The organism is Streptomyces sp. NPDC008121 (assembly GCF_042957155.1).
Classification (GTDB): Bacteria; Actinomycetota; Actinomycetes; order Streptomycetales; family Streptomycetaceae; genus Streptomyces.
On record NZ_JBIBHT010000002.1, the window covers coordinates 965,770 to 989,975 of the forward strand.

The window sequence follows — 24,206 nt, forward strand, 5'->3', positions numbered from 1 at the left end:
CCGCGTCATGCTCCGGTACGGAGCCGCACGGTCGAGCCGTGCCGCTCCTTGACCACTTCCAGTTGGGCCGGGATGCGGCGGCGCAGGTCCCCGACGTGGCTGACGATGCCGACGCTGCGGTCCCGCTCGCGCAGGGAGTCCAGGACGTCCAGGACCTCGTCCAGGGTCTGGTCGTCCAGGCTGCCGAAGCCCTCGTCGATGAAGAGGGTGTCGAGCCGGACGCCGCCCGCCTCGTCGGTGACCACGTCGGCGAGGCCCAGCGCGAGGGCCAGGGAGGCGAAGAAGGTCTCGCCTCCGGAGAGGGTGGCGGTGTCCCGTTCGTGGCCGGTCCAGGCGTCGACGACGTGGAGGCCGAGGCCCGCCCGCTTGCCGCCGGAGCGGGCGTCGGAGTGGACGAGGGTGTAGCGGCCCGAGGACATGCGCAGCAGGCGGGCGGTGGCGGCGGCGGCGACCTGTTCGAGCCGGGCGGCCAGGACGTACGACTCCAGCCGCATCCTGCGTTCGTTCTCGGCGGAGGTGCCGGCGGTGAGCCCGGCGAGGCGGGCGACGCGGTCGTACTCCTCGCGGAGCGGCCCGAGCCGCCGGACCTCGGTGTCGGCCTCGCGGGAGAGCCGGGCCAGTTCGGCGCACCGGTCGCGCTGGGCGGCGAGGACCGAGGCGGCGTCGCGCAGGGCCCGTTCGGCCGCGGTGTGCGCGGTCTCGGCGGTCGCCGGGTCGGCGGGCGGGCGGGCGGCGGCCGCCTCCGTCCCGGGTTCGGCGAGCCGGTCGGCGACGGCGGCGGCCTCGGCGTGCCAGGCGTCAAGGCGTCGCTGGAGGTCGCGGTGCCCGCCGTCGTCGAGCAGGGCGGCGCGGGCCGCGGCAGGGGTGTCGAAGCCGGCGCGGAAGGCGGCGTCGGCGAGCCGGTCGTCGGCCTCCTTCAGCCGCTCGGCGGTGAGTTCGACGGAGCGTACGGTCTCGGCGGCGTCGAGGAGGACGGCGATCCTGTGTTCCAGGCGCGAGGCGTGATCGGCGACGGTGCCGGACTCGCCCCGGCCGCGGGCCACTTCGGCGTCCAGGCCGGTCTGTTCGCGGTCGAGCGCCTCTCGCTGCGAGGTCCGGGCGGCGACCCGCCGTTCGGCCTCGCGCTGTGCGGCGACCCTCTTGTCGTACTCCCGCTGGGCCCGCGCGAGGGCCTCCCGGGCGTCGTGCGTCTGCCCGGCGAGGTCGCGCGCCTCGGCGTACCGGCGGCTCAGCTCCTCGACCTCGCGGGCGAGTTCGGCGACCTCGGGGTCGGGGGCGCCGGTGGGGTCGTCGTGCGCCGGGGCGCCTTCCGGGGCGCGTTGCCCGGGCACGGTGTCACGGGCCGGACGGGAGCCGTCCGCCGTCCCGGCGGGAGGCCCCTCGCCCCCGCCGCTCGACGCGCCGGACGTGGACGAGTGCTCCGGCGTACGCGGGCCGGCCTGGGCCGTGGCCGGGTCCGCCGTCGCGGACCGGAGCGCCGCCCCCACGGTCGGGCGCGGGCCGTCCGACTCCCCCGTGGGGCTCGTCAGCCCGGTCAGGACGTCGGCGCGGGCCGTCGCCCAGGCCTCACGGGTGACCGCCAGGTCGCGTTCCGCCTTCGCTCGGGCCTCGTCCGCCCGGGCGAAGGCGGTGTAGGCCGCGTCCTCGGTGGCGCGGTCGACGTGGTCGGCGCCGGTGCGGGCGGGGGCGGGGTGTTCGGCGGAGCCGCAGACCTGGCAGGGGTCGCCGGGGGTGAGCGCGGCGGCGAGTTCGGCGGCGATGCCCCGCAGCCGCCGGGACTTGACGTCGAGCCATGCCTCGTGGGCGTCGTTGCGCTCCTCGCGGGCCCCCGTCAGGCGGCCCTCGGCGTCGGCGGTCCGCCGTGCCAGCTCGTCGCGGCGGCGGGCCGCGGCGAGGCGGCGCCGTGCGGGTTCGAGCCGGCCGGCGAGATGCTCGGCGCGGGCGGCCGCCTCCTGGGCGGACTCGATGCGGGCGGCCAGCTCCGCGCGCCGGGGCTCCCAGCCCGCCAGCCAGCCGGCCGCCTCCTGCAGGATCTCCTCGTCCGCGCGGGCCTGGCGCTCCAGGGCCTCGCGCTCCCGGGTGAGCTCGGCGCCGCGCCGCTCGGCGCGCCGCGCGGACTCCAGCCCGCCCAGCTCCTCGCGGAGCCGGCGCTCCAGGGCGGAGAGCTGCTCGGCGCCCGCGTCGGCGAGGTCGGCCGGGAGCTGTCCGCGCGACCGCTCCCGTGCGGTGCTCGCCGCGGTGTGGTCGCGCTCGGCGTCGGCGCGCAGGCTCAGCGCGGGGGCGACGGCCCCGGCCTTGCGGGAGCGGTCGAGGGCGGTCTCCCAGTGGTCCCGTTCGGGCCTGGTCGCCTCCAGCTCCCGCTGCCTGCGCAGGGCTTCGGCGTGCCGGGCCTGCCGGTCGGCCAGCTCCCGTTCGTCGTCGAGGGCGCGGCGGGCGGCGGCCTGCCGGTGCTCGGCGGCCGAGACCGCCACGCCCGCGATGTCGAGCGTCTCGCGGGCCTCGGAGCGGGCCACGGCGGCCCAGCTCTGGACGGCTCCGGCGAGTCCCGGCTCGCCCGGCCGCTCGGCGACGACGCTGCCGCCCGCCGCCTGCGCCATCCGGTGGGCGAGCGCGAGGAGCCGCTCGTCCCCTTCCCGTACCCGCTGCTCCGCCGTCCGGCGCAGCTCGGCCAGCCGCTCCTCCACGGCCGCGAACCGCCGGGTGTCGAAGAGCCGCCCGAGGAGCTTGCCGCGGGCCTCGGCGTCGGCGCGCAGGAAGCGCGCGAAGTCGCCCTGCGGCAGGAGGACGACCTGGCAGAACTGCTCGCGGCTCATGCCGACGAGCTGGGTGATCTCCTCGCCGATCTCCTGGTGGGAGCGGCTGAGGCCGTTCCATTCGCCGGTCGTGGCGTCGTACTCGCGCAGCCGGCTCTGGGCCTTCTCGGTGGTGAAGCCGCCGCCGCGCTTCTTGGGGCGCGGCTGGGCCGGGCTGCGGGTGATCTCCAGCCGCCGCTCGCCCACGGTCAGTTCGAGGGTGACCTCGGTGGACGTCCCGGCCGGCGCGTGGTCGCTGCGCAGCGAGGCGCCGGGGGTCTGCCGGGCTCCGGGCACGGCGCCGTACAGGGCGTAGCAGACGGCGTCGAGGACGGACGTCTTGCCGGCGCCGGTCGGCCCGTGGAGCAGGAAGAGCCCGGCGGAGGACAGGGCGTCGAAGTCGATCTCCTGGGTGGCGCCGAAGGGCCCGAACGCCGTGACGGAGAGGCGGTGGAGTCTCACGGGGCCACCTCGCGCCGCTCGGCGTCGACGCGTACGTCGTCGAAGGCGCCGTGGAGGACGGCTCGTTCGGATCCGTCCGGTCCCGCGCCGCCGCGGACATGGGCGACGAAGTCCTCCGCGATCTGCCGGTCGTCGCGGTCGCGCAGCCGCTGGGCGTAGGAGGCCTGCGGGTCGCCCTCGGCGCGCTCGGGGTCGAAGACGAGGTGGAGGGTGTGCGGGAAGCGTTCGGTGAGCCGGGCCATCGGTTCGGCGGGGCGTACGGGGTCGGTGAGCGTCGCCTCCACCCAGGCGTCCTCGTGGCGTACGAGAGCGGGGTCGGCGAGGAGGTCGTCGAGCCGGCCCCGGAGGCGGGCGAGGGCTCTCGGCACCGGGCAGTCGATCCGTTCGGCGGTGTCGACCGCGCCGTCGGCGCCGAGGTCGATGAGCCACGTCGTCTTGCGGTGGCCGGCCTCGGAGAAGGAGTACGCGAGGGGGGAGCCGGAGTAGCGCACGCGGGGGGTGACGGCCTGGCTGCCGTGGAGATGGCCGAGGGCGACGTAGTCGACGCCGTCGAAGACGCCTGCGGGGACGGCGGCGACCCCGCCGACGGTGATGTCGCGTTCGCTGTCGCTTGGCTTGCCGCCCGCGACGAAGGCGTGCGCGAGGACCACGGACCGGGTGCCGTCGGGCCGGGTGGCGAGGTCGGCGCGGACGCGTTCCATGGCGGCGGTGAGGACCGCCTCGTGTCCGGCCTTGGTGGCGCCGAGCCGCTCGCGGACGAGGGCGGGTTCGAGGTAGGGCAGGCCGTAGAGGGCCACGTCGCCGTGGGTGTCGGTGAGGACGACGGGGGTGCCGATCCCGGCGGGGTCGGTGCGGAGGTGGATGCCGGCGCGTCCGATGAGTCCGGCGCCGACGCCGAGGCGGCGGGCCGAGTCGTGGTTGCCGGAGATCATCACGGTCGGGACCCCGGCCTCGGCGAGCCGGTGCAGGGCGGTGTCGAAGAGCTCGACGGCGGGCAGCGGCGGCACGGCCCGGTCGTAGACGTCGCCGGCGACGAGGACGGCGTCCACCTCGCGCTCGCGCACGGTCCGCACCAGGTGGTCGAGGAAGGCGGCCTGGGCGTCGAGCAGGCCGACCCGGTGGAAGGAGCGGCCCAGGTGCCAGTCCGAGGTGTGCAGAATCCTCAACGTCGTGCCCCGCCCCGCGTCGTCTTCACCGTGGTGCCCCCGCCCCGCATCCGTGCCGCTCCTCCGTCGTCGTTTCTCCGCCCCCGGCCGTGTCGGCGCTCTCCCGTCCCGGGTCGTGGCGTGCGGCGCCCGCGGAGGGGGACGTCGCTCGGCAGCGACCACGCTAGCGCGCCCGAGCCCCTCGTTTCGCACGGACCTCGCCGTACCACCCGGTCGGGGCCCCCGTCGTTCAGGCGTCGCCGTAGGCCTCGCCGCCGAGTGCGAGCGTCGCCGTGCCGGCCGTCACATCGGCGAGCCAGGCGCTGAAGTCCTCGACGTCGGCGTCCGGCAGGCCGATCTCGATGGCGACGGCCTCGCCGTACCGCACCTCGCGCACCGCCCGCCCGGTGGCCCGGAGGTCGTTCTCCAGCTTGCCCGCCCGCTGGTGGTCCACGGTGACGGTGGCGAGGCGGAAGCGCTGCCGGGTGAGGGTGCCGAGCGCGTCCAGGGCCTCGCCGACCACTCCGCCGTAGGCCCTGATGAGCCCGCCGGCGCCGAGCTTCACGCCGCCGTAGTAGCGGGTGACGACGGCGGCGACGTACCGCATGTCGCGCCGCATCAGCATCTGGAGCATCGGGACGCCCGCGGTGCCGCCGGGCTCGCCGTCGTCACTGGCCTTCTGGACGCCGGCGTCCGCGCCGATGACGTACGCGAAGCAGTTGTGCGAGGCGGTCGGGTGCTCCTTGCGGACGCGTGCGACGAAGGCCTGCGCCTCCTGTTCGGTCGCGACGGGCGCCAGGGCGCACAGGAAGCGCGAGCGGTTGATCTCGGTCTCGTGCACGCCCTCGCGGGCCACCGTGCGGTACTGCTCGTGCATCCCGCCACCCTATGCGCCCGTCGTGGCGGTCCCCGCCGGCCCCTTCCCGAGGGGGCCGCCGGGCAGCTCGCGGAGGGCCGGGAATCATGCGGGGGCCGGGCTCGTTCTGCTGGGCGACGTGACGAGCCACGGGAGGCAGTGGATGAGCGGCGAGACGACGACCACCGAGTCGGACACGGTGCGGAGGATCCTGACCGACGCGGGCGACACCTGGGCGGTAGTGGGCCTGTCCTCGAACGAGGCGCGCGCGGCGTACGGCGTCGCGGCCGTCCTGCAGCGCTTCGGCAAGCGGGTCGTGCCCGTCCATCCGAAGGCCGAGACGGTGCACGGCGAGCCGGGTTACGCCACGCTCGCCGACATCCCGTTCCCGGTGGACGTGGTCGACGTGTTCGTCAACAGCGAGCACGCCGGGCAGGTCGCGGACGAGGCGGTGGCCGTCGGCGCGAAGGCGGTCTGGTTCCAGCTCGGTGTGATCGACGACGCCGCGTGCGCCAGGACCCGCGAGGCGGGGCTCGACATGGTCATGGACCGCTGCCCCGCGATCGAGATCCCGCGCCTCAGCTGACGGCGACGCCGAGGCCTTCCAGGACGACGGCGCCGGGCAGCTCGGCGAAGGCCTTGCCGGGCACGATCAGCTTGCCCCGGCGCCGGCCGCTGCCGACGAGGACCCAGTCGGTGTCGACGACGGTGGCGTCGACCAGGACGGGCCAGTCGCCCGGGAGGCCGAGGGGCGTGATGCCGCCGTACTCCATGCCGGTGTCCCCGGTCGCGGTGTCCATCGGCGCGAACCGCGCCTTGCGCGCGCCCAGGTGCTTGCGGACGACGCCGTTGACGTCGACGCGGGTCGCCGAGCGGACCACGCAGGCGGCCAGGGTCGTCACCTCGCCGCGCGTGCCGGCGACGATCACGCAGTTCGCGGACTGGTCGAGCAGCCGCCGGCCGTGGTGCTCCACGAAGACGGCCGTGTCGGCGATCGCCGGGTCCGTGTCCACGTACAGCAGCTGCTCGGCCGGTACGGCGCCCTGCCAGGCGCGGACGGCGGCGGCGACCGGCTCCGTCAGCAGGTCCAGGCACTCGGGGGCGGGGCGGGCGTCGTCGAAGTCACCGATGGGGGCGCGCATGGCGGCACGGTAACAAGGCGCGCGGCGGCCGGGTTCGGGCGTCTCAGCGTACGGGCGGGATGGAGACGGCCATGGTCATCTCCACCAGCTCGTCCCCTTCGTTGCGGTAGGCGTGCGGCACGTTGGCCTCGAAGACGGCGGAGGTGCCGGCCGGAAGGGAGTGCTCCGCCCCCTCGACGACGAGGGTCAGCACGCCCCGGGTGACGTGCAGCAGCTCGGTCGTCCCGTCGGGGTGCGGGTCGGAGGCGCTGCCGTCGCCGGGCATGAGCGTCCAGGCCCAGAGCTCCAGCGGGCCGCGGGCCTCGGTGCCTGCGAGGAGGGTGGTGTGGCTGCCGGTGGAGGTGGACCACATCCGCACGGCCTGCCCCGGCGGGACGAGGCGGACCTGCGGCTCCTGGTCGTAGTCGAGGAGGGTGGTGATGGATACCCCGAGGGCGTCGGCGAGCTTCACGGTGGTGCCGACGCTGGGGTTCGTACGGGCCTGCTCGATCTGGATGATCATGCCGCGGCTGACGCCCGCCCGCCCGGCCAGCGCGTCCAGGGTGAAGCCGCGCTCCTTGCGCCATCGCTTCAGGTTGCGGGCGAGCGACTGCGTGAGCTGATCGAGGTCCGACACATTCCGTCCAATATTTTGGATGACAGAGTTCAATGGAGTGAACTACGGTGGGGTGTACCGCGGTGTACCCGGCTGTACACCGCACTGTACTGCGAGACCCCCACCCTGCGAGGATTCCATGACCGCCCTGTTCGCCCTGGCCACCGCTCTGCTCTGGGGCCTGGCCGACTTCGGCGGCGGACTGCTCACCCGGCGCATGCCGGCCCTGACCGTCGTCGTCGCCTCGCAGTCGATCGCGGTCGTCGTCCTCGGCGCGGTCGTGATCGCGACGGGCGGCTGGACGGAGATCGGCCCGGACCTCTGGTACGCCGTGGGGGCGGGCGTGGTCGGACCCGTCGCGATGCTCGCCTTCTACAAGGCGCTCGCCCTCGGCCCCATGGGTGTGGTCTCCCCGCTCGGCTCGCTCGGCGTCATCGTGCCGGTCTCGGTCGGCCTGCTGATCGGGGACCGGCCGGGGCTGCTCCAGTTCGCCGGGATCGGCGTCGCCGTCCTCGGCATCGTCCTCGCCGGGGGCCCGGAGCTGCGCGGCGCGCCCGTCCAGCGCCAGGCGGTCCTGCTCACGCTCGTCGCCGCCTTCGGGTTCGGTTCCGTGATGGCCCTCATCGCCGAGGCCTCCTCGACGCTGACCGGCCTCTTCCTGGCCCTGTTCGTCCAGCGCGTCACGAACGTCCTGGTGGGCGGCGGCGCGCTGGTCGTCTCGGTGAAGCGGGGCGGGCGGGCGCTGCCGGAGGACGGCGGCGGGATGCGGGTCGTGTGGGCGGCCCTCCCGGCGCTCGCCTTCGTCGGCCTGGCCGACGTCGCCGCCAACGGCACGTACTCGATCGCCGCGCAGAACGGCCCGGTCACCATCGCCGCCGTCCTCGCCAACCTCTACCCGGTCGTGACGGCGCTCGCCGCGCGCGGAGTCCTGAAGGAGCGGCTGCGGGCCGTCCAGGCGGCGGGCGCGGGTCTCGCCCTGGTGGGGACGGTCCTGCTCGCGACGGGCTGAGGGACGGCGGGGCGCGCCGGGGGAGGGCGGGAGCGGGGTCAGGCATCCTTGAGGGCGTCCTTCAGTTCGCCCTCGACCGCCTCCGCCAGCTCCAGTTCGGCGAGCGCGGCGAGCTGTTCGGGCGTCACGCCCTCCGGGATCGGCACCGGCGCCGGCGTCCGGATCGGCGGCTGCCAGCCCTGCTCCGGGTCCCAGCGGCGCACCACGCGGGCCGGGGCCCCGGCCACCACCGCGTGGTCCGGCACCTCCCCCCGTACGACCGCGCCCGCCGCGACGACGACGTTGCGGCCGATCCGCGCGCCCGGCAGGATCACCGCGCCCGTGCCCAGCCAGCAGCCGGGCCCGATCTCCACGGGTTCGGAGCGCGGCCACTGCCTGCCGATCGGCACGTGCGGATCGTCGTAACTGTGGTTGGTGGACGTGATGTAGACGTACGGCCCGCAGTACGTCTCCGAGCCGATCGTCACCGTCGTGTCGGCGATGACGTGGCTGCCGCGGCCCAGGACCACACCGTCGCCGAGGGTCAGGATGGAGTCCGGGCCGAGGTCGAGGCCGGGCATCATGCCCGCGGTGAGGGTGACCTGTTCGGCGATGATGCAGTGCTCGCCGATCTCGATCCAGCGCTCGCCGAAGACGGTGCCCTGCGGGAACGCCAGCCGGGTGCCCGCGCCGATGCGGCGGAACCGCAGGCGCCCCGGCGATTCTGCGGTCACGGCGCCGGCTTCCTGCGCCCAGCGCCAGCCGGCCCGCACGACGCGGGCCACGAGGCGGCGCCGTCGGCCGGCGAGAGACGAGAACGTGTTTCTGTTCCTGGGCACCCGCACACGGTAGTCGCCCCCGCCGCGACCGATCGGCGACGCGCGTTGTGATGTCCGTTACGGGTGTGGGCGCGGGTCGCCCGCCCCGGCGCGTCCACCGGCCCACCGGCGGGCCGCGGGCGCGCGCACGCCATCTCGTAGGGTGCCCCCAGGCGCGACCGAACAGCGAGCGATCAGGAGCGGACGATGACCGAGCAGGCGTTGATCAAGGGTGTGGGCGGCAAGGAACCGCGGATCGATCCCACCGCTTTCACGGCCCCGACCTCCGTCGTGCTGGGCGACGTCACGCTCGGCGCCCGCGCCGGCATCTGGTACCACGCCGTGCTGCGCGCCGACTGCGGGCCGATCGTGATCGGCGAGGACTCGAACGTCCAGGACAACTGCACCGTGCACGTCGACCCCGGCTTCCCCGTCTCGATCGGCGACCGGGTCACGGTCGGCCACAACGCCACGGTCCACGGCTGCACCGTCGAGGACGACGTCCTGGTGGGCATGGGGGCGACGATCCTCAACGGCGCCCGCATCGGCGCCGGCTCCCTCGTCGCCGCACAGGCGCTCGTGCCGCAGGGGATGCAGGTGCCGCCCGGCTCGCTGGTCGCGGGCGTGCCGGCGAAGGTCCGGCGCGAGCTGACGCAGGAGGAGCGGGACGGCATCCCTCAACGCCGAGATGTACCTGCATCTGGCGAAGGCCCACGCCGAGATCTACGAGGACTGACGCGCGAGGGGCGCGGCACCGTCACGGCGCCGCGCCCCTCGTCGTACCGCCGTGGTCGTGGCGGCCGCCGCTTCTACTCCGCGACCGGCACGGGCTCCTTCGTCGACGCCGCGGCGGCGGCCGTGGGGGCGGCCGGGGCCGACTCGGCCGCCACGGACGCGGCCCGCTCGGCCTCGACCCGGTCCGCCGCCTTCTTGGCGCGGTTCTTGAGGACGAGCATCGAGGTGAGGCCGACCACGACGGCGAGGACCAGCCCCAGCCACGAGAAGCGCTTCAGCCACGCCTCGGCGACCACACCGACCGAGTAGACGACGGCCGTGGTGCCGCCGGCCCAGAGGATGCCGCCGAAGACGTTGGCGATGAGGAACTTCCAGTACGGCATGCGCAGGACGCCCGCGAGCGGTCCGGCGAAGATGCGCAGCAGGGCGACGAAGCGGCCGAAGAAGACCGCCCACATGCCCCACTTCTCGAAGGACCGCTCCGCGAGCGCGATGTTGCCCTCGCTGAAGTGCTTGGGGAACTTCTTCCCCAGCCAGGCCAGCAGCGGCCGGCCGCCCCGGCGTCCGATGGCGTAGCCGATCGAGTCGCCGATGATCGCGCCGGCGGTGGCGCAGGCGCCGAGGACGTACGGGTTGATGTCGCCGTGCTGCGAGGCGAGCAGGGCCGAGCTGACGAGGACGATCTCACCGGGCAGCGGAATGCCCAGGCTCTCCAGCCCGATCACCACTCCCACCAGCGCGTAGATGGCGACCGCGGGGATCGTCTCCAGCCATTCCTGGACGTGCAACGCGAGTTCCTCCCGTATCGACCGTGAACTCCGGGCTCGCCTGTCGGCCCAAGGTCGTTGGCGTGCGCGGCGTCGCGCACGCCGGGGAAGCCTACCTGCTCACCGGGAACGGACGGTGACGTCGGCGGAGAGCCTGGGTGCCCGCGAGGAGGAGCCCACGCGGACCGTGCGCCGCCCGGTGCCGAGGACCCAGTCGTGCCGTGCCACGTCCCAGGAGGACAGGGTCCGGGCGCTGACGGGCACGGTCACCCGCCGTCGCTCCCCGGGCTCGAGGTCGATCCGGAGATAGCCGGCGAGGCATTGACGGGGCTGGTCCACGCCCAGCGCCGCGAGGTCGGGCGAGGGGCCGAGATAGACCTGCGCGACCTCCGTGCCGGCCCGGTCGCCCGTGTTGCGGACGGTGAAGGAGACCGAGAGCCCGGCCTCGGCGGACGCGCCCCCCGCCGTGGCGGGCGAGGCGTTCGGGGACGTGTCCGGTACGGGTGGGGAGGCGGGCGCCGGAGTGACCACCAGGCGCCGGTAGGCGAAGGTCGTGTACGAGAGGCCGTGCCCGAAGGGGAAGAGCGGCTCCACGCCCTCGGCGTCGTACCAGCGGTGTCCGACGTGGATGCCCTCGGAGTACTCCACGGCTCCGCCCTGCCCGGGATAGCGGCGCGGGTCGCCCGCCGTGGGGTGGCGGTCATCGGCGGCCGGGAAGGTCTGGGTGAGGCGGCCGCCGGGCTCGGCGTCGCCGAACAGGACCGCGGTCGTGGCGGCCGCGCCCTCCTGCCCGGGGTAGTACATCTGCAGGACGGCGGCGGTCCGGTCGAGCCACGGCATGGTGACCGCCGACGAGGTGTTCAGGACGACGGTCGTCCGGGGGTTGGCGGCGGTCACGGCTTCGATGAGGGCCTCCTGCCGGCCCGGGAGCGCGAGGCGCGACCGGTCCCGGCCCTCGGTGGCCTCCTCGAAGGCGAAGAGCACCACGCTCTCGGCGGCCGAGGCCGCCCGCGCCGCCTCCGCCATGTCCGCCGCGCGTCCGGCCGTCGTCTTCGCGCGGAGCCGGAACGCCTGTCCCTGCGCGCCGCCCTCCGCCGTGACCGTGAGGCGGTGGGGGCCGGCGGTGAGCGTGCGGGCGGTGCGGCGGATGAGGAGGCCGTCGGGGGCACGGCCCGCGATGCCGCCGGCGTAGACCTGCCCGGGGCCGGGCGCCGCGGGGAAGAGCTCGACTCCGTCGAGGGTCACGGACGGCCGTGCTCCGCCGTGGTGGACGAGGAAGGTCCACTCGTCGGGGTCCTTGACCGTGAGCGTGCCCTCGTAGGTCCAGGTCGCGCCGGGGGCGACCGTGACCCCGTCGAGGTCGGTCGCCGGTTCGAGGGCCGGCAGGGCCGTGCCGAACACGTCCTCGCCGAGGGTGTACGTGACCGTGGCGTCGTCGCCCGCCCGCTCCCGGAGGGCGTCGAGCGGGCTGCTGGCCGCGTCGGGGACGACGTGGGCGCTGCCGCCGCCGCTGACGAACGGGACGGCTCCGGTCGGACCGATGACGGCGATCGACCGGGCGGCGGCGCCGGTCAGCGGCAGGGCGCCACGCTCGTTGCGGAGGAGGGTCGCCCCGGCCGTGGCGACCCGCAGCGCGAACGCGGAGCCCGCCGCGGCGTCCCGGCGGGGCCTCGCCCGTTCCGGCACCGGGACGGGGGAAGCGGTGGCTCCGGCACCCGCGGTCCCGGCCGCGTCAGCGGCCTCGGCCGCCCCAGCCGTACCCGTCGTCCCAGCCGTACCCGTCGCCCCAGCCGTACTCGTCGTCCCGTCTGGTGTCCCGGTCGTCGTCCCGGCCGTCGTGGTCCCGCCGGGCGCCTTGTCCGCCGGGTCGCCGAGCAGCCCGTACCGCTCCCGTACGGTCAGCTGCCGCCGTACCGCCCTGTCGACGTCGGCCTCGGCGACCCGGCCCTCGCGCACGGCGGTGCGCAGGGGCGTGCCGAAGTGGCGGCCGCCGGGCATCTCCATGTCGAGGCCCGCGGTGAGGGCGGGGCCCGTGGAGTGGACGGCGCCCCAGTCGCTCATCACCCAGCCGTCGAAGCCCCAGCGGTCGCGCAGGATGTCGGTGAGCAGCGTCCGGCTCTCGGTGGCGTGGAAGCCGTCGACCTTGTTGTACGCGGCCATCACGGCGCCGGCCCCGGCGGCGACGGCGGCCTCGAAGGCGCGCAGCTCGGTCTCGTGGAGGGTCTGCTCCCCGGCCCGGACGTCGACGGTCATCCGGTCCTTCTCCTGGTTGTTCAGGGCGAGATGCTTCACGGTGGCGACCATCCCCTCGGCCTGGATGCCCCGGATCTGCTCGGCGGCCAGGTCGGCGGTGAGGAGGGGGTCCTCGGAGAAGGTCTCGAAGTTCCGCCCGGCGTACGGCGTGCGGATGAGGTTGACCATCGGGGAGAGCATCACGTCCTGGCCGAGGGCGCGGCCCTCGCGGCCGAGGACCCGGCCGTAGTCGCGGGCGAGGCCGGGGTCGAAGGCGGCGGCGAGCATGACGGGCGCGGGCAGCGCGGTGGCGGTGCGGCGGACCCGGACCCCGGCGGGGCCGTCGGCGAGCCGCAGCGCCGGGATGCCGAGGCGGGGGACGCCGGGGACGTAACCGGCCTGGCCGAGGTTCTCGGGGTCGCTCGCGCCGTGCAGCAGGGAGATCTTCTCGTCGAGGGTGAGCCGGGCGAGCAGGTCCGCGACGCGGTCGGGGACCGGCTCGGGGGCCGCGCCGTCGGTCGGGTCGCCGCCCGGACCGGAGGGCCGGCGCGCGGGGGCGGCCGCGGCGGCGGTCGCCCCGGTGACGGCCGCGAGGGCGGCGGCGCCGCCGAGCAGGAGCAGCAGCCCGCGCCGCGGCAGCGCCCGCTCCTCCGTCCGTGCCGCACCGGTCGCACGGGCCCCGTCCCCTGCCCGAGACGAGGCCGGAAGCGCAGACGGAGGGGAAGGCGAGGGGGAGGTCGCGGGAGCGGACGGCAGCGGACGGGGCGGGACGTCGGACAAGGTGGCTGCTCCTTCGCGGGCGCGGATGCCGTGTGGCTGTCCTGCGCACTATGCGTGACGGTCCGTCGGTTTCCGGGGCAGTGCCCCGAGACACGGCCGCCCCCGCACCCGAAGAGGTGCGGGGGCGGCCGTGACGACCCACGGGAGGCCGGGCGGAGCCGGACGCCGACGGCGGGCGGGAAGCCGGGCGCCCGTGACGGGACGGAGACCGGACGCCGGTACGGCGCACGCCCGCGGCGCCCACGGACGCATGCTCGCGCGGGTCGGAACCGACCCCGCCCGTGTTGCCCCCGCGCGGCGCCCACGGACGCACGTCGGAAACGTGGGTAGCGGCCCGAGCCCTCGTTCGGTGTCAGGAGTTCGGGCGCAGGGTCCAGACGACGGTCATCTCGCCGGTCACGGCGCCGTCCTCGCGGGTGATGGCGATCCGGACGGGGAACTCGGGGCGCTCGCCGGCGTCCAGCTCGGCGACGACCTCGGCGGCCGGGCGGCCCAGGGTCGCCGTGGCGGTGACGACGCCCATGGCGAGCTTCTTGTAGCCGATCTCCGCCTTGACGGCGAGCGGCACCGCGCGGCTCAGCTGGTCGCCGAAGGCGGCGAGGACGATGGCCCCGCTGGCGGACTCGGCCAGCGTGAACATCGCTCCGGCGTGCGGGCCGCCGACGTGGTTGTGGTAGTCGGCCTGGTCCGGCATGCGGACGACGGCGCGCTCGGAAGTGGTCTCCAGGAACTCGAGGTTGAGGGTCCTGGCCATGGGAACCGTGGCGGCGAGCATCTCGCCGACGGACATCTGGTCTGCGCTCATGCGCGAATGTTACCCGCGAGTAGCCACGATGACCATCCCCGTCCCCGCAGGCCCGGGCGGAGAGCGGCGCGGGTCAGGACGGGGGCGGGCGTAGCCGCGTCCCCGCCGCACCTCTATGGTTACTGGCCATGTGGCCAGGACAGCAGCCGCCCGGGGGCGAGCAGAACCCGCAGGACCAGAACCAGAACCCGTACCAGCAGCCGCCGACGCAGCCGCAGCCGGGTTACCCGCAGCAGCCGAACCCGTATCAGCAGCCCACGCAGCCGCAGCCGGGATACCCGCAGCAGCCGCCGACGCAGCCGCAGGGTCAGCCCGGGTACCCGCAGCAGCCGCCTCAGGGCTATCCCCAGCAGCCGGGGCAGCCCGGACACCCGCAACCGAACCCGTACCAGCAGCCGACCGTGGCGCAGTACGGCATGCCGGGTCCCGTGCAGCCGGGCGGTGGTCCGGACGGCGGCAAGAAGAAGCAGACGACGCTGATCGCGATCGTGGCGGCGACCGCCGTGGTCGTGGCCGCGGGAGTCACCGGCTTCCTCGTCATCGGCGGGGACGACGACAAAAACTCCGTCGCGGACGACCCCAAGCCGTCCACGTCGGCCTCCCAGCCCCCCTCACCGTCCTCCTCCGCCCTCGACAACCCGCGGGACGACGCCGAACTCCAGCCGACGATCCCGGGCTGGAAGGTCGTCCACAACCCGAAGTACGGCACGCTGTTCGACGTGCCGCCCGAGTGGGAGCTGCTGAAGCCCGGCTCGGTCACGTTCTTCGAGGACGAGAAGAAGAACGACGGCAGCCCCGTCGTCACGATGTCGGCGCCCGCCCGGTACAAGAGCAAGTGGTGCACGTTCGACGAGGACAAGAACGGCACCGACGAGAGCTGGGGCCTGAGCAGCGTGGGCACCAAGGGCGGTCAGGGCGCCAAGAACACCGACGAGGCCGCGTTCAACGAGGCCGGCAACTGGGTGTGGGCCGGGTACGCGCAGCACATGCCCAAGGGCACCATCAAGATCACCAAGTCCGTGCCGTACACCACCAAGTCCGGCCTCAAGGGCAGCATGTCGACGGCGGTCGCGCCCGGGATCAAGAAGCGGAACAAGTGCGAGGCGGACGGGAAGTCCATCGCGTTCTCCTTCAAGAACGCGCAGGGCGACTTCTCCTCGTGGGTGCTCTACGGCGCGGACAACGTCAAGGACGAACTGTCGGACGCCGTGATCCGGCAGATCCTCTCCACCGTGCGGCTGGCACCGGCGACCTCCTGACCGGTAAATCGCTTGGTCCGAGGGGGCGGCGGCGGGGATAGTCCCCCAGTGAGCTCTCCCGCCGCTCCACCCCCCTCCCCTCCGGTCGTCCCGCCGCCGCCTCCCGCTCCCTCGTCCCGGTGGCGCTCGCGCCGCCCCGAGTGGGCGGGGCGCAACTATCTGCTGCTGACCGCCGCCGCGATCATCACCAACCTCGGTACGCACGGGGCGCTGATCGCGGCGGCGTTCGCCGTCCTCCACTCCGGTGGCGACGCCGGCGACGTGGGCCTCGTGGCGGCGGCCCGTACGCTGCCGCTCGTCCTCTTCCTGCTGATCGGCGGCGCCCTGGCCGACCGCCTCCCCCGCCACCGCGTGATGGTGGCGGCCAACGCCCTCAACTGCGTCTCGCAGGGCGCGTTCGCGGTCCTCGTCCTGACCGGCGACCCGCAGCTGTGGCAGATGATGGCCCTGACCGCGCTGTGCGGCACGGGCCAGGCCTTCTTCAGTCCCGCCGCCGAGGGCATGCTGATGTCCAGCGTCAGCGGCGAACAGGTCAGCCGGGCCTTCGCGCTCTTCCGGATGGGCATGCACGGCGCCGGGATCGGCGGAGCCGCGCTGGGCGGTGCGATGATCGCCGCCGTCGGCCCGGGATGGGTGCTCGCCATCGACGCGGCGGCCTTCGCCGTCGCCGGGGCGCTGCGCGCCTTCCTCGACGTCGGTCACATCGCCGCCCGGCAGCCGGGCGGCGGTCTCCTCTCCGATCTGCGGGAGGGCTGGCGGGAGTTCGTCGGGCGCCCGTGGCTCTGGTCGATCGTCGCGCAGTTCTCCATCGTGGTGGCGCTGATCGGCGCGACCGAGTCCGTGTACGGGCCGCTGGTCGCCCGGGACCATCTGGGCGGGGCCCGGCCCTGGGGGCTGGCACTGGCCGCTTTCGGCGCGGGGATGCTGTGCGGCGCGCTGCTGATGATGCGGTGGAAACCGCGGCGGATGCTGCTCGTGGGGACGCTGGGAGTGTTCCCGATCGCGCTGCCCTCGGCGGCGCTCGCGGTGCCGCTGGACGTCGTCGGGGTCTCCATCGCCATGTTCGTCAGCGGAGCGGCGATCGAGGTGTTCGGCGTGGCCTGGATGACGACGCTGCACCAGGAGATCCCGGAGGAGAAGCTGTCGCGGGTCTCGGCGTACGACTATTTCGGCTCGACGGCGATGCTGCCGCTGTCGACGGCGCTCGCGGGCCCCGCGGAGAACGTCTTCGGGCGCGGGTCGGCGCTGTGGGGTTCGGCGGCGCTGATCGTGGTGGTGACGGGGCTGGTGCTGCTGGTCCCGGACGTACGGAACCTGACGCGGCGTACGAAGCGGGTGACGGGCCTGGACGAGGGCGCCGTCCCCCGCGCGGCTCCCGCCGCGCAGGCGCGGCCGTAGGGCGTCCGGCGCCCTCGCCGGAGCGTGTCACCCGATGCTGAAGGACCCGTCCGGAGGTACCGGAGAGGGCACGGCGTCCTCGTCGTGGACGGGCCGGGCGTCGCCGGTGAAGCGGGCGAGCGAGGCGCCGTACTCCACCCGCGCCGGGAACGCGTCGGCGGCCGCGCGGCGGGCCAGGCGGGCCGTGTCGATCTCCGCGTCGGAGGCGACGAGAACGGCGTTGCCGAAGCGGCGTCCGCGCAGGACGGCGGGTTCGGCGATCAGCGCGAGTTCGGGGAAGACGGCGGCGAACGTGGCGAGTTGGGAGCGGAGGAAGGCGAAGGGGGTGCCGTCGGCGAGGTTGGCGGCATAGAGCCCGCCGGGCCGCAGGACGCGCCGGGCGGACCGCGCGTACTCGACCGAGGTCAGATGCGCGGGCACCCGCGAGCCGCCGAACACGTCGGCGACCAGCACGTCCACCGCTCCCTCCGGCGCCTCCTCCAGCCAGGCGCGGGCGTCCGCGGCGTGCACGGCGACCCCCGAGCCCTCCGGCAGCGGAAGCCGCTCCCCGACCAGGGCCAGCAGCCCCCGGTCGGCCTCGATCACCTCCTGCCGCGAACCGGGCCGGGTGGCGGCGACGTAACGCGGCAGGGTGAGCGCCCCACCCCCCAGGTGCAGGACATCGAGGGGCTCGCCCTCGTCGGCGGCGCTGTCGAGGACGTGGGCGAGCCGGCGCGTGTACTCGAACTCCAGATACGCCGGCTCATCCAGGTCGACGTACGACTGGGGCGCCCCGTCGACGGTCAGCAGCCACGCCCGCGCCCGGTCGACGTCGGGCATGAGCCGGGCGACACCCTGATCGACATCCCGCACGACGGGGATCTGCTCGTTCGCGCTCTCGTTCACCTCCCCATTGTGCCGAGCGGGGCGGGGGGCGGTCCCCCCACCCCGCTCGCCCCGGCCGGCGGGCCGGCGGCCGTCACCCCACGGACGTGACCGTCCCGGCGCCGACCGTGCGGCCGCCCTCGCGGATCGCGAAACCGAGGCCCGGCTCCAGCGGTACGTCGCGGCCGAGTTCGACGGCCATGGTGACCGTGTCGCCGGGGCGCGCGAGGGCGGTGACGCCGAGGTCGACGTCGCCGACCACGTCCGCCGTGCGGATGTAGAACTGCGGCCGGTAGCCGGTGGAGACCGGCGTCGTGCGGCCGCCTTCCTTCGTCGACAGGACGTAGACCTGGGCGGTGAACCGGCGGCGCGGCACCACACTGCCCGGCGCCGCCACCACGTGGCCGCGTCGGACGGCGTCCCGTGGGACCCCGCGCAGCAGCAGCGCCACGTTGTCCCCCGCCTCCGCCGACTCCATGGGCTTGCCGAAGGTCTCCACCCCGGTGACGACCGTCTCGGTGTCCGCGCCGAGGACCTCGACGCGGTCGCCGACGCGGATCGTGCCCCGCTCGACCGCCCCCGTGACCACGGTGCCGCGCCCCGTGATGGTGAGGACGTTCTCGACGGACATCAGGAACGGCGCCTCCACATAGCGCACGGGCATGGGCACGTACGTGTCCACCGCGTCGAGGAGCGCCTCGATCGCCCCGGTCCAGCGCGGGTCGCCCTCCAGGGCCCGGAGGCCGGAGACGCGTACGACCGGGACGGAGTCGCCGCCGTAACCGTACGCGGTCAGCAGCTCCCGCACCTCCAGCTCGACCAGGTCCGTCAGCTCGTCGTCGCCCGCGTCGGCCTTGTTGAGGGCCACCACGATGTGGTCGACGCCGACCTGACGGGCCAGCAGGACGTGCTCGGCGGTCTGCGGCATGATCCCGTCGAGCGCCGACACGACGAGGATCGCCCCGTCGAGCTGGGCCGCGCCGGTGACCATGTTCTTGACGTAGTCGGCATGGCCCGGCATGTCGACATGGGCGTAGTGGCGGGTGTCGGTCTCGTACTCGACGTGCGCGATGTTGATGGTGATGCCGCGCTGCGCCTCCTCGGGCGCGCGGTCGATCCGGTCGAAGGAGACGTAGGACGTCGGGCTGTCGGTGCCGCGCTCGCTGAGGACCTTGGTGATGGCGGCGGTCAGGGTGGTCTTGCCGTGGTCGACGTGGCCCATGGTGCCGATGTTGAGGTGCGGCTTGGTGCGCACGTATGCCGTCTTGGGCATGGTTTCGCTCTTCCTTGAGCTCGAAGCGTGAGGGGACCCCGGGGCCGAACCGACCCTCCCCCTACGGGGTCCGCCGGACGATCCGGGGAGGGTCAGCTTCGGGCGCCGTCGAAAGCGGCGGCGGAGTACGCGAAGGAGGCGAGGGGAGCATCGGCAGCCTTCGGCGCGGCCGCGACTGCGGGCCGTGCTGCGAGGAAGGCGTACCGGGACATGCCCACGATCATGGCGGGACGGGCCGTCGGCGTCGAACGATTTTCCCGGCCGGTACGACCGGGGGGAACCGCCCCCGTCGCCGGCGGCGAGGTCATCCAGGACGCCTGCCCGCAGCAGGCGGGTCCGCCCGTGCGAAGGGCCCGCACCACGTGGTGCGGGCCCTTCGCCACCCGGAGGCCCGCCGAGGGGGGAGTTCGGCGGAGCCCCGCATATCCAGAGCGGTCCCATGCGCTCCCCACGCGCATGCCCCCGATCCCACCGTTCACACCCCCCGATTACCGACCCACGGCCGCCAGGGCGGGCCGGCACCGGCAACCGTCAGATGTTCTTCAGGGCTTCGCGTACGGAGAGCGGCGAGAGCCGCCCCTCGTTCGCCCCGACGAAGGCCCGCACCTCCCCGGGCGCGGTCTTCGCGTACTCGCGCAGCGCCCAGCCGATCGCCTTGCGGATGAAGAAGTCCGGGTGCGAGGACCGGCGCAGGCAGTAGGCGAAGAGGCGCTCCGTGTCGGTGGCGGCCTTGAACCGGAGTTGGTGCAGGAGCGCGGTGCGCGCCACCCACAGGTCGTCGTCCTCGATCCACTCGTCCATGCGGGCCGCGAGGCCGGGGTCGGCGGCCACGAGCCCACCGACCACGTGTGCGGCGAGGTGGTCGACGGTGTCCCACCAGGAGACGGTGGTGACGAGCTGCCGGGCGACGGGCAGGAAGTCCGAGGAGCAACTCGTCACGTGGCGGCGGAGATAGTCGACGGCGAAGTAGTGGTACTCCCGCTCGGGGAGGGCGAAGCAGCGGAGGGCGACGGCCGCGCAGTCGTCCTCGCCGGGGCGCGCGAGGCCGTCCAGGACGGTGCGGGAGAGGGCGCGCCGCTCGGGGGTGCGCAGGCCGAGAAAGGGCGCGACACCCTTCATGTAGGCGATCTGCTCCTGCGCCCGGAAGGGGTTCGCGGCGGACGGGTAGACCTTCACCAGGCGGGCCAGTACGGCGTCGGCGAGAGCGCTGTCGGGCACGGCGATCGTCATGCATCTCACAGTACGGTGGATGACGGACATTACGGCGATCACATGTCCTCTTCGGTTAGTCTCCCCTGATGCCTGCCCCCGTCACCCGGCCGCCGGGCTCCCTCGCTCTCCGCTGCTCCCGGGCGCTGCTCTCGCCCCGGGCTCGGCTCTCCCTCCTCGCCGTCGTGCTGGTGTGCGCCGCGACGACGGTGGTGCTGTTCGAGCCCCAGCGGCTCCTCGCCGAGGGCTGGCCACCCCAGATGAGCGGTGCGGGGGCCGTGGTGCTGTTCGGCCTCGCGTACGGGCTGTGCACGGCGGCCTTCGTGCCCCGGCCGATCCTCAACCTGGCGGCGGGCGCGCTGTTCGGCACTCAGGCCGGGCTCGGGGCGGCCGTGGCGGGGACGGTCCTCGGGGCGGGGATCTCCTTCACGCTCGGGCGCCTGCTGGGTCAGGAGGCGCTGCGGCCGCTGGTGCGGGGCCGTTGGCTGAAGGCGGCCGACGGGCAGTTGAGCCGGCACGGGTTCCGCTCGATGCTGGCGATCCGGCTCTTCCCCGGGGTGCCGTTCGCCGCGGCCAACTACTGTGCGGCGGTCTCCCGCATGGGGTACGCGCCGTTCCTGCTCGCCACCGGGATCGGGTCGATCCCCAACACGGCGGCGTACGTGGTGGCGGGCAGCCAGGCCGGTTCCCCGACCTCGCCCGCCTTTCTGATCTCGATGGGGTTCATCGTGCTGTCCGGCCTCGCGGCGGCGGTCGTCGCCTGGTGCAAGCGGCACAGCCTCCGGGCGAAGGCGGCGGCCCCGTCGCCGGAGCGCGTCGAGGCGGAACGCCCGCTGGCCGGGGCCGGAATGGGCGCGGGCGTGCGGGGCGGTCCGGACAGGGAGCGGGGATAGCGGCGCAAATCGCCCCCGCGCCCGGTCCGGCAGCCCACCCGTGACGTCTCCTCAGAGCGCTTCGACCACCATCGCGTTGGCCAGGCCGCCCGCCTCGCACATCGCCTGCAGGCCGTACCGCGCGCCGCGTGCCCGCAGCGCGTGGACCAGGGTGGTCGTGAGACGGGTGCCGCTGGCGCCGAGGGGGTGGCCGAGTGCGATCGCGCCGCCGTGGACGTTGACCTTGTCCGGGTCGGCGCCGGTCTCCTGCTGCCAGGCGAGCACCACGCTCGCGAAGGCCTCGTTGATCTCGAAGAGGTCGATGTCGGCCAGGTCGAGGCCGGTGCGCCGCAGGACCTTCTCCGTCGCCGGGATGACGCCGGTCAGCATGAGCAGCGGGTCGGAACCGGTCACGGCGAAGCCGTGCAGCCGCGCGAGCGGCCGCAGGCCGAGGCGTTCGGCGGTCTCCGCTGCCATCACGAGCACGGCCGAGGCGCCGTCGTTGGTCGGGCTGCTGTTGCCCGCGGTCACCGACCAGTCGATCTGCGGGAAGCGTTCGGCGAAGACCGGGTCCTGGAAGGCGGGCCGCAGGCCGGCCAGGATCTCGGGCGTCGTCGAGGGGCGGACGGACTCGTCACGGCGGACGTCGCCGTAGGGGGCGACCTCGGCGTCGAAGAGCCCGGCCTCCCAGGCGCGCGCCGCCTTCGCGTGCGAGGCGGCGGCGAAGTCGTCCATCGCCTCCCGTCCGAGGGACCACTTGGCGGCGATCAGCTCCGCGCTGACGCCCTGCGGAACCAGGCCTTCGGGGTAGCGCTCGGCGACCCCGGGCCCGAAGGGGTCCGCGCCGGGCGGCACGTTCGACCACATCGGGACGCGGCTCATCGACTCGACTCCGCAGGCGACGGCGATGTCGTACGCCCCGGAGATCACGCCCTGCGCGGCGAAGTGCACGGCCTGCTGCGAGGAGCCGCACTGCCGGTCCACGGTGGTGGCGGGCACGGACTCGGGGAAGCCCGCCCCCAGCCATGCGTACCGGGTGGTGTTCATGGCTTGCTCGCCGACCTGGTCGACGGTGCCGCCGATGACGTCGTCGACGAGCGCCGGGTCGATGCCGGCGCGGGTGATCAGCGCCGTGAGGGTGTGGGAGAGCAGGGCCACGGGGTGGACCTCGGCCAGCGCGCCGCGGGCCTTTCCCCGGCCTATGGGCGTGCGGACCGCTTCGACGATGACGGCGTCGCGCATGTTGACGGCTCCTCGATCACCTGGTGAGTTGGAAAATCGAACCAACACGCGTCGGTAACATAGCCCAGTCGGTTGTCTTTTCAAACCCACCTACTGCTCTCTGCTCTAGGCTTGCCGCATGAAGGCCGCTCCCCGCCCCTGCTCGATCGCCGACGCCCTCTCGCTGGTCGGTGAGAAGTACTCCCTGCTCGTGCTGCGCGAGATCTCGCTCGGCGTGCGCCGCTTCGACCGGATCGCCCGCAACACCGGTGCGCCGCGGGACATCCTCACCGCGCGGCTGAAGCGTCTGGTGGAGGCGGGGATCCTGGAGAAGGTGCCGTACAGCGAGCGGCCCCGGCGCTTCGAGTACCGGGCGACGCCGGCCGGTGAGGAGCTGGGGCCCGTGCTGCTGACGCTGATGGCCTGGGGCGACCGGCATGTGAACAAGGACGACCGGCCGGTGCTCCTCGAGCACAGCTGCGGCGAGATCCTCAGTCCGCGGGTCGTGTGCGCCTGCTGCGGCGGCGAGGCGGACGCCACGAACCTCACGACGCACGTCCGCGCGCCCGGCTGGACGGCGGCGGGCCCCACCCCGGCCCCCGCTCCGGCCCCCGCCGCGACCGCCGATCCGGGCCCCGCCCCCTCGAACGGCCCGGTGCGGAGCCCCTCGGAGACCTGAGAACGGTCCCGTCATCTCGGGACGGTACGCTGCGCAGCGACCGGCGGTCGATCTCCGATCCGACCGCGGCGGCCTCGGGGGGTGACGCTCGCGCGGCCGCATCCTGGTCTCCATCCGACCGCACGAGCATTCCGGGACGGCCCTAGCCCCATGAGTTGGTTCGAATCATTCATCCTCGGACTCGTCCAGGGGCTGACGGAGTTCCTTCCCATCTCCTCCAGCGCGCACCTCCGCCTCACGGCGGCCTTCGCGGGGTGGCACGACCCGGGCGCGGCCTTCACCGCGATCACCCAGATCGGCACGGAGACCGCCGTGCTGATCTATTTCCGCAAGGACATCGCGCGGATCGTGTCGGCGTGGTTCCGCTCGCTGCGCGACAAGTCGATGCGCGGCGACCACGACGCCCAGATGGGCTGGCTGGTCATCATCGGCTCGATCCCGATCGGCGTGCTCGGCGTGACCTTCAAGGACCAGATCGAGGGCCCCTTCCGCGATCTGCGGCTCATCGCCACCACGCTGATCGTCATGGGCATCGTCCTCGGCATCGCGGACCGGCTCGCCGCGCGGGACGAGGCCGGCGGCCGCCACCGGGTGGTCCGCGAGCGCAAGACGCTCAAGGACCTCGGTGTACGCGACGGTCTGATCTACGGCTTCTGCCAGGCGATGGCCCTGATCCCGGGCGTCTCCCGGTCCGGCGCGACGATCTCCGGCGGTCTGCTCATGGGCTACACCCGCGAGGCGGCGGCCCGTTACTCGTTCCTGCTCGCCATCCCGGCCGTCCTCGCCTCGGGCGCCTTCGAGCTGAAGGACGCCGGCGAGGGGCACGTCTCCTGGGGCCCGACGATCTTCGCGACGATCATCGCCTTCGCCGTCGGCTACGCCGTCATCGCGTGGTTCATGAAGTTCATCACGACGAAGAGCTTCATGCCGTTCGTGATCTACCGGATCCTGCTCGGCATCCTGCTCTTCATCCTCGTCGGCACGGACGTCCTCAGCCCCCACGCGGGCGAGTCCGCCGGCTGACCGACCCATCCCACCCCGGGGCGCGTTCCGGAAGTCCCGGCCGTCCGGCGGCCGGTCCGTCCGGGCGGGAGCCGGGCTGCGCGCCGGGCGGTGGAGGGGCGCCGGACTCGGGGTTTCCGGCGACTCTGCTCGGGTGCGCCCCACCCGAACGGACCCGACGATCCTCCCGCGCCTCGCGGGCGTCGGCGAGGGTGTACGAAGGGCCGTTCGACGCGTCCCGTTCGCACCCCGTGCGAAGAGAACACTCCTCGCCGCCGAGCGGTCCCCGGGCGGACGCCGCACCCTGGAACC

19 protein-coding genes and 2 pseudogenes are annotated in these 24,206 nt (G+C 74.3%); 8 read left to right on the forward strand and 13 right to left on the reverse strand.

The genetic code is table 11. The annotated features are described in order from the left end of the window. Positions 1-5: 5 nt before the first annotated feature. From ACFZBD_RS09790 to ACFZBD_RS09800, 3 genes are all read right to left on the reverse strand, one after another. A complete protein-coding gene (locus ACFZBD_RS09790; RefSeq protein ID WP_391138347.1) occupies positions 6-3,254 on the reverse strand; it encodes an AAA family ATPase in 3,249 nt (1,082 codons plus the stop codon). Beyond that, a complete protein-coding gene (locus tag ACFZBD_RS09795) occupies positions 3,251-4,420 on the reverse strand; it encodes an exonuclease SbcCD subunit D C-terminal domain-containing protein (protein ID WP_391138349.1) in 1,170 nt (389 codons plus the stop codon). The genes ACFZBD_RS09790 and ACFZBD_RS09795 overlap by 4 nt, the downstream gene beginning before the upstream one ends. Before the next feature lie 229 nt (positions 4,421-4,649). Continuing rightward, complete coding sequence (locus ACFZBD_RS09800; protein WP_391138351.1) at positions 4,650-5,276, reverse strand: YigZ family protein; 627 nt, start codon at positions 5,274-5,276, stop codon at positions 4,650-4,652. Positions 5,277-5,418: 142 nt separating this feature from the next. Here ACFZBD_RS09800 and ACFZBD_RS09805 point away from each other — a divergent pair, with 142 nt between their 5' ends. Then, positions 5,419-5,841 carry a CoA-binding protein gene (locus tag ACFZBD_RS09805; protein ID WP_391138353.1) on the forward strand — a complete coding sequence of 141 codons (423 nt, stop codon included), beginning with the start codon at positions 5,419-5,421 and terminating at the stop codon, positions 5,839-5,841. Here ACFZBD_RS09805 and ACFZBD_RS09810 read toward each other — a convergent pair. Both ACFZBD_RS09810 and ACFZBD_RS09815 read right to left on the reverse strand, forming a co-directional pair. Then, the gene (locus tag ACFZBD_RS09810; RefSeq protein WP_391138355.1) at positions 5,834-6,397 is read right to left on the reverse strand and encodes a YbaK/EbsC family protein; all 564 of its coding nucleotides are present in this window, start codon (positions 6,395-6,397) and stop codon (positions 5,834-5,836) included. The genes ACFZBD_RS09805 and ACFZBD_RS09810 overlap by 8 nt on opposite strands. Before the next feature lie 43 nt (positions 6,398-6,440). Continuing rightward, positions 6,441-7,013 carry a cupin domain-containing protein gene (locus ACFZBD_RS09815; protein WP_391138357.1) on the reverse strand — a complete coding sequence of 191 codons (573 nt, stop codon included), beginning with the start codon at positions 7,011-7,013 and terminating at the stop codon, positions 6,441-6,443. 118 nt (positions 7,014-7,131) lie between these two features. On the opposite strand from ACFZBD_RS09815, the gene ACFZBD_RS09820 reads away from it, so the two are divergent. Beyond that, the gene (locus tag ACFZBD_RS09820; RefSeq protein WP_391138359.1) at positions 7,132-8,001 is read left to right on the forward strand and encodes an EamA family transporter; all 870 of its coding nucleotides are present in this window, start codon (positions 7,132-7,134) and stop codon (positions 7,999-8,001) included. 38 nt (positions 8,002-8,039) lie between these two features. Here the strand turns inward: ACFZBD_RS09820 and ACFZBD_RS09825 are convergent, their stop codons facing one another. Then, positions 8,040-8,819 (reverse strand): DapH/DapD/GlmU-related protein, encoded by a 780-nt coding sequence (locus ACFZBD_RS09825; RefSeq protein WP_391138361.1) that lies wholly within the window; start codon positions 8,817-8,819, stop codon positions 8,040-8,042. Between the two features lie 186 nt (positions 8,820-9,005). Here ACFZBD_RS09825 and ACFZBD_RS09830 point away from each other — a divergent pair. Next, positions 9,006-9,534, forward strand: a pseudogene (locus tag ACFZBD_RS09830) (gamma carbonic anhydrase family protein). Between the two features lie 73 nt (positions 9,535-9,607). On the opposite strand, the gene ACFZBD_RS09835 reads toward ACFZBD_RS09830, so the two are convergent. From ACFZBD_RS09835 to ACFZBD_RS09845, 3 genes are all read right to left on the reverse strand, one after another. Beyond that, positions 9,608-10,321, reverse strand: coding sequence for a VTT domain-containing protein (locus ACFZBD_RS09835; protein WP_391138363.1), 714 nt, complete (start codon positions 10,319-10,321; stop codon positions 9,608-9,610). A 99-nt stretch (positions 10,322-10,420) separates the two neighbouring features. Beyond that, the gene (locus tag ACFZBD_RS09840; protein ID WP_391138578.1) at positions 10,421-13,171 is read right to left on the reverse strand and encodes a glycoside hydrolase family 3 C-terminal domain-containing protein; all 2,751 of its coding nucleotides are present in this window, start codon (positions 13,169-13,171) and stop codon (positions 10,421-10,423) included. A 493-nt stretch (positions 13,172-13,664) separates the two neighbouring features. Then, entirely contained in the window at positions 13,665-14,102 is a 438-nt protein-coding gene (locus ACFZBD_RS09845) for a DUF4442 domain-containing protein (protein WP_391138580.1), read from the reverse strand. Positions 14,103-14,245: 143 nt separating this feature from the next. Between ACFZBD_RS09845 and ACFZBD_RS09850 the strand changes: the two genes are divergently transcribed. Then, positions 14,246-15,376 carry a hypothetical protein gene (locus ACFZBD_RS09850; protein ID WP_391138365.1) on the forward strand — a complete coding sequence of 377 codons (1,131 nt, stop codon included), beginning with the start codon at positions 14,246-14,248 and terminating at the stop codon, positions 15,374-15,376. A 48-nt stretch (positions 15,377-15,424) separates the two neighbouring features. Continuing rightward, positions 15,425-16,774, forward strand: a complete 1,350-nt coding sequence (locus tag ACFZBD_RS09855; protein WP_391138367.1) for an MFS transporter — start codon at positions 15,425-15,427, stop codon at positions 16,772-16,774. 27 nt (positions 16,775-16,801) lie between these two features. Here ACFZBD_RS09855 and ACFZBD_RS09860 read toward each other — a convergent pair whose 3' ends face one another. The 3 genes from ACFZBD_RS09860 to ACFZBD_RS09870 all read right to left on the reverse strand — a co-directional run bounded on the left by ACFZBD_RS09860 (position 16,802) and on the right by ACFZBD_RS09870 (position 20,141). After that, positions 16,802-17,593 (reverse strand): fused MFS/spermidine synthase, encoded by a 792-nt coding sequence (locus tag ACFZBD_RS09860; protein WP_391138582.1) that lies wholly within the window; start codon positions 17,591-17,593, stop codon positions 16,802-16,804. 139 nt (positions 17,594-17,732) lie between these two features. After that, positions 17,733-18,911 carry an elongation factor Tu gene (gene tuf, locus ACFZBD_RS09865; protein ID WP_391138370.1) on the reverse strand — a complete coding sequence of 393 codons (1,179 nt, stop codon included), beginning with the start codon at positions 18,909-18,911 and terminating at the stop codon, positions 17,733-17,735. A gap of 531 nt (positions 18,912-19,442) precedes the next feature. Beyond that, positions 19,443-20,141, reverse strand: a complete 699-nt coding sequence (locus tag ACFZBD_RS09870; protein ID WP_391138372.1) for a DNA alkylation repair protein — start codon at positions 20,139-20,141, stop codon at positions 19,443-19,445. A 68-nt stretch (positions 20,142-20,209) separates the two neighbouring features. Here ACFZBD_RS09870 and ACFZBD_RS09875 point away from each other — a divergent pair, with 68 nt between their 5' ends. Continuing rightward, positions 20,210-21,013 carry a VTT domain-containing protein gene (locus ACFZBD_RS09875; protein ID WP_391138374.1) on the forward strand — a complete coding sequence of 268 codons (804 nt, stop codon included), beginning with the start codon at positions 20,210-20,212 and terminating at the stop codon, positions 21,011-21,013. Between the two features lie 51 nt (positions 21,014-21,064). Here ACFZBD_RS09875 and ACFZBD_RS09880 read toward each other — a convergent pair whose 3' ends face one another. Next, the gene (locus tag ACFZBD_RS09880; protein WP_391138376.1) at positions 21,065-22,234 is read right to left on the reverse strand and encodes an acetyl-CoA C-acyltransferase; all 1,170 of its coding nucleotides are present in this window, start codon (positions 22,232-22,234) and stop codon (positions 21,065-21,067) included. A gap of 118 nt (positions 22,235-22,352) precedes the next feature. On the opposite strand from ACFZBD_RS09880, the pseudogene ACFZBD_RS09885 reads away from it, so the two are divergent. Continuing rightward, positions 22,353-22,811, forward strand: a pseudogene (locus ACFZBD_RS09885) (winged helix-turn-helix transcriptional regulator); the annotation flags it as partial. Between the two features lie 231 nt (positions 22,812-23,042). Next, positions 23,043-23,915 carry an undecaprenyl-diphosphate phosphatase gene (locus tag ACFZBD_RS09890; protein WP_391138379.1) on the forward strand — a complete coding sequence of 291 codons (873 nt, stop codon included), beginning with the start codon at positions 23,043-23,045 and terminating at the stop codon, positions 23,913-23,915. Positions 23,916-24,206: the final 291 nt, after the last annotated feature.

Coding starts and splice junctions, on each gene's coding strand:
- ACFZBD_RS09880 (WP_391138376.1), bottom strand. CDS start 22,234: ATGCGCGACGCCGTCATCGTCGAAGCGGTCCGCACGCCCATAGGCCGG.
- ACFZBD_RS09845 (WP_391138580.1), bottom strand. CDS start 14,102: ATGTCCGTCGGCGAGATGCTCGCCGCCACGGTTCCCATGGCCAGGACC.
- tuf (WP_391138370.1), bottom strand. CDS start 18,911: ATGCCCAAGACGGCATACGTGCGCACCAAGCCGCACCTCAACATCGGC.
- ACFZBD_RS09850 (WP_391138365.1), top strand. CDS start 14,246: ATGTGGCCAGGACAGCAGCCGCCCGGGGGCGAGCAGAACCCGCAGGAC.
- ACFZBD_RS09875 (WP_391138374.1), top strand. CDS start 20,210: ATGCCTGCCCCCGTCACCCGGCCGCCGGGCTCCCTCGCTCTCCGCTGC.
- ACFZBD_RS09820 (WP_391138359.1), top strand. CDS start 7,132: ATGACCGCCCTGTTCGCCCTGGCCACCGCTCTGCTCTGGGGCCTGGCC.
- ACFZBD_RS09800 (WP_391138351.1), bottom strand. CDS start 5,276: ATGCACGAGCAGTACCGCACGGTGGCCCGCGAGGGCGTGCACGAGACC.
- ACFZBD_RS09860 (WP_391138582.1), bottom strand. CDS start 17,593: ATGCCCGACGTCGACCGGGCGCGGGCGTGGCTGCTGACCGTCGACGGG.
- ACFZBD_RS09890 (WP_391138379.1), top strand. CDS start 23,043: ATGAGTTGGTTCGAATCATTCATCCTCGGACTCGTCCAGGGGCTGACG.
- ACFZBD_RS09810 (WP_391138355.1), bottom strand. CDS start 6,397: ATGCGCGCCCCCATCGGTGACTTCGACGACGCCCGCCCCGCCCCCGAG.
- ACFZBD_RS09805 (WP_391138353.1), top strand. CDS start 5,419: ATGAGCGGCGAGACGACGACCACCGAGTCGGACACGGTGCGGAGGATC.
- ACFZBD_RS09870 (WP_391138372.1), bottom strand. CDS start 20,141: ATGACGATCGCCGTGCCCGACAGCGCTCTCGCCGACGCCGTACTGGCC.